The organism is Mesorhizobium sp. M7A.F.Ca.CA.002.04.1.1, from assembly GCF_004022805.1.
In the GTDB taxonomy this organism is placed as follows: Bacteria; Pseudomonadota; Alphaproteobacteria; order Rhizobiales; family Rhizobiaceae; genus Mesorhizobium; species Mesorhizobium ciceri.
Map to the genome: position 1 here is coordinate 1 of NZ_RZPL01001026.1, position 1,430 is coordinate 1,430.

Consider the following 1,430-nt stretch of genomic DNA (forward strand, 5'->3'; position numbering starts at 1 on the left):
CAATGAGACCCAGCGCCATCGTCCACGAAGCAACTCTTCTCAACGGCAACGACTCCCAGCGACCGGTCCGCCGCTCGATCGTCGCGGCTTTCGAAGGGTAGCCGCCGTGCCCTCCTCCGTCCACCAGCGATGTCGTTGCTGAAGCGGCCGCGCCACGCCGACCCCGAATTGCGCGAAAACAAGCAGTTGGAACAATTTCGCGATTCAAATCCTGAAGCGCTTCGCGCAACGAGGGATCCCTTGAGGACAGGCTTGCGGCGCCGAAGACGAACTCGCGCCAAACCTCACTTCCTGCCTTGCGGATGGATCGTCTCACCGCGCTTCAGCATTGCCACAAACGCTTCGATCTTCCTCTTGCGCCCGGCCTCCGTCTTCATGTTGTGAATGCGGAAGGCGAGCGCGAAGCGGTTTTGCGCGCTGAGCTTTGCCAACATCGCCTTCGCAGCGGGTTCGGCGTCTATGGCCGCTTGCAAATCATCGGGAATTTTCATCTCCTTGCCGCTGCCATAGGCGCGCGCCCAGCGCCCGTCCGCCTTCGCCGCTTCGACCTGTTTGAGCCCATGCTCGGTCATGCGGCCCTCCTCGACCAGCCGCGCCACATTGTCGATGTTGATCAGGCTCCAGATGCTCTTCCTGCCGCGCGGCGTGTAGCGCTGCAGGAAGCTCTTGTCGTCCAACCCTTTGCGCACCGCATCGATCCAGCCGAAGCACAGCACCACGTCGATGGCTTGCTTGGGGGTGATCGATTTCAATCCCGACCCCACCTTGTGCACCTTGATCCAGACTTCGGTTTCCGTGGCGTGGTGCTTGCTCAGCCAGGCGTAGAAGCCGGCAGGATCCGCGAATTCGTGGACCTTGGCGGGATCGACCTTGATCGGCGCCATCAGTCGGCCTGCCCGTTCGATGCTGTTGCCCCTCGCGTCATCGCTCTCACTGTCGTCCTGCCTCCGGCATCATGCCCATCGTCATTGGCCAGCATCGTGGCATGAATTGCTGTCAGTTTCCGGCAGCAAACTTGGCAGGCGCGCACGGCGTTCCTTCGCGCCCGTCGGCCCGAACATTTTTCTTCCCGCCCCACTGTAGAAAGTCCCGGAATACCTGCCATGCTCGTGCTCGGGCACGCCGTCTCGCTCCCGGGGGAATACGCATGAAATCTCTGTTGCTCGCCTTTGTGTTGTTTCTCCCCACGGCCACCCTCGCCGAGCCGATCGAAACCCGGAAGATCATCACGGCTGTGACTGGCGATTTCAATGGCGACGGCGCCGTCGATCTTGCCATGGTGGTGGAGACCGAACCCGGCCATCCGATGGACGTCCACTTCTTCCTCAGGGACAGGAGCACAATTACCTCAAACCCGTCGAGATCGTGCACGAGCAGATCCAAGGGGAATGGAACGGCTACGAGCGGGCGGGCTACGAGAACTCCGACAC

Annotated in this window: 2 protein-coding genes and 1 pseudogene; 1 reads left to right on the plus strand and 2 read right to left on the minus strand. The window is 61.4% G+C overall.

Translation table 11 applies throughout. The annotated features are described in order from the left end of the window. Both ENZ75_RS34805 and ENZ75_RS31720 read right to left on the minus strand, forming a co-directional pair. Positions 1 to 229: hypothetical protein (locus ENZ75_RS34805; protein WP_206617150.1), on the minus strand; the 229-nt coding region annotated here is incomplete at its 3' end. Between the two features lie 55 nt (positions 230 to 284). Then, positions 285 to 884 carry a YdeI/OmpD-associated family protein gene (locus tag ENZ75_RS31720; protein ID WP_027160818.1) on the minus strand — a complete coding sequence of 200 codons (600 nt, stop codon included), beginning with the start codon at positions 882 to 884 and terminating at the stop codon, positions 285 to 287. Between the two features lie 263 nt (positions 885 to 1,147). On the opposite strand from ENZ75_RS31720, the pseudogene ENZ75_RS34810 reads away from it, so the two are divergent. Continuing rightward, positions 1,148 to 1,430, plus strand: a pseudogene (locus ENZ75_RS34810) (hypothetical protein); the annotation flags it as partial.